Annotated in this window: 1 protein-coding gene; it reads right to left on the bottom strand. The window is 73.9% G+C overall.

Features of this window, described 5'->3' with window-relative positions; all coding sequences use genetic code 11:
- Positions 1-2,638 (bottom strand): type I polyketide synthase (locus tag ABEA26_RS35680; protein WP_345598189.1); only part of this gene is annotated, 2,638 nt, incomplete at both ends.

Raw genomic sequence — 2,638 nt, 5'->3', positions numbered from 1 at the left:
CGCACGCCACCGGGGTAGCGGCAGGCCATGGAGACGATCGCGAGCGGCTCGTCCGTGGTGGCCGCCGAAGCGACCGAGGCATCGGGCCGCTCCTGTACGCCGAGCGTCTCCGCCAGCAGGAAGCGGGAGAGCGCGACGGGCGTGGGATGGTCGAACACCAGGGTCGCAGGGAGCCGCAGCCCGGTCGCCGTGTTCAGCCGGTTGCGCAGTTCCACCGAGGTGAGCGAGTCGAAACCGGTGTCCTGGAAGGCCTGTTCCGGCTGGACGGCCCGCAGCGAGGCGTGTCCGAGCACGGCGGCGACCTCGGTGACCACCAGGTCCAGTACCGCCTGCTCGCGCTCGGCCTCCGGCAGCCCGGCCAGCCGCTGTCCCAGCGAACCCTTCGGCGCGGTCCGCGCCGCGCGCCGCGCGGGGCCCCGTACGGGGCCCCGCAGCCCGCGCAGGACCGTCGGTACCGTGCCCTGCAGCCCGCTCAGGTCCAGCCGCAGCGGGGCGACAGCGGCCCGGTCCGAGGCCAGCGCCGCGTCGAAGAGCCGCAGTCCTTCGTCGATACCGATCGGGGCCAGACCCACCCTTTTGAGCCGGACGAGGTCGGCCTGGTCGAGCCGGTCGGCCATGCCACCGCCCTGCTCCCACAGGCCCCACGCCAGCGACAGGGCGGGAAGCCCCCGGGCACGGCGAGCTTCGGTGAAGGCGTCGAGGAAGGTGTTCGCCGCCGCGTAGTTGCCCTGGCCCGCGCTGCCCAGGATGCCGGACACCGAGGAGAAGACGACGAAGGCCGACAGATCGCCCGTCAGCTCGTCGAGGTTGAGCACCGCGTCGACCTTGGGGCGCAGCACCTTCTTCAGCCGCTCCGGGGTGAGCGAGGCGATCACTCCGTCGTCCAGGACACCGGCCGTGTGCACCACGGCCGTCACTTCCGTGCCGGACAGCACTTCGGCCAGGGCGTCCCGGTCCGCCACGTCGCAGGCCGCCCACCGCACCTCGGCGCCCCACGCGGTCAGTTCGGCCTCCAGCTCGACCGCGCCGGGGGCCTCCGCGCCACGCCGTCCGAGCAGCAGCAGGCTGCGCACACCGTGCTCGGCGACCAGGTGCCTGGCGAACAACCCGCCCAGGGCACCGGAGGCGCCGGTCAGCAGGACGGTTCCGGCGCCGAAGTCCGCAGTGCCGGTCGCGGCCGTGGCCGCCTCGGCGGCCGGCGGCGTCTTCGCCAGGCGCGGTACGAAGGCCTCCCCGCCGCGGAGCGCGAACTGCGTCTCACCGCAGGCGAGCACGGCGGGCAGCACCCGGACCACCTCGCCGGCGTCCTCGGCCTCCACCAGCACGAACCGGTCCGGGTTCTCCGACTCCGCGGAACGCACCAGCCCCCACACCGCGGCATGCGCCAGATCACCCGCCGAGGTCACCAACGCCAGCCGCCCCGCCCCCTCCCTCGCCAGCCACCACTGCACCAGCTCCAGCACCTGACATGTGGCGCTGTGCACGCGGTCGGCGGCCCGCTCACCGGTCCCCACCGGGCACGGCACCACGACGACGTCGGGTGCGCCTTCCATGTCGCGCAGAACGTCAAGGTCCGCCACCGTCTCGATCGTCACCGGTTCGGTGACGGCAGGAAGGGTGAACGGCGTCCACTCCAGCCCGAACGGCTGATCGTCACCTCCGGCACTGCGCAGGTTCTCCGCAGGAACGGTACGCAGCGACAGCGATTCGGCGGAGGCCACCGGGTCACCGGCATCATCGGCCACGGCCACGGCCAGCGAGCCGTCGGCCTTCCGCGTCAGCCGCACACGCACCATGGCCGCGCCGGCGGCCCGGACGAAGACGCCGGACCACGCGAACGGCAGGGCCGGGCCGTCGTCCCGCGACACCAGCCCACCGGCGGCCAGTGCGTGCAGGGCCGCGTCGAGCAGGGCCGGGTGCAACGCGAACGCCGCCGCATCGGCGGCCGACTCCTGCGGCAGCTCGACCTCGGCGAAGACGTCGTCCCCGGCCCGCCACACCGAGCGCAGGCCCTGGAAGACCGGGCCGTAGTCCAGGCCCGCGGCGGCCATGCCCTCGTAGAACGCCGTCAGGCCGACGGCCTCCGCACCCGGCGGCGGCCACGCGCCGAGGTCCGCGGCGGGTGGTGCCGCTGCCGAGGACAGCACCCCCGTCGCGTGCCGCAGCCAGGGACCGTCACCGACGCGCGAGTGCACGCTCAGCTGCCGCCGGCCCGACTCGTCCTCCGGATCGACCGCCACCTGGAGAACCACACCACCGCGCTCGGGCACGACCAGGGGAAACTCAAGGGTGAGGTCCTCGATCCATCCGCACCCGGTCTCGTCGCCCGCCCGGACCGCCAGTTCCACGAACGCGGTGCCGGGCAGCAGAACGGTTCCGTGCACGGCGTGGTCGGCGAGCCAGGGGTGCGTCTCGAGGGAAAGCAGCCCAGTCAACAGGGCCCTGCCGCTGTCGGCTGTCACGATCGCGGCACCGAGCAGCGGGTGATCCGCCGCGTCCAGGCCGGCGGCCCGGACGTCACCGGACGCCTGCGGAACGTCGAGCCAGTAGCGTTCGCGCTGGAAGGCGTAGGTGGGCAGGTCTACGCGGCGGGCGCCGGGGAAGAAGGCGTGCCAGTCCACTTCGTGCCCGTGCGCGT

The organism is Streptomyces marokkonensis (assembly GCF_039539045.1).
GTDB lineage: Bacteria > Actinomycetota > Actinomycetes > Streptomycetales > Streptomycetaceae > Streptomyces > Streptomyces marokkonensis.
This window is presented reverse-complemented; position numbering and strand designations above follow the sequence as displayed.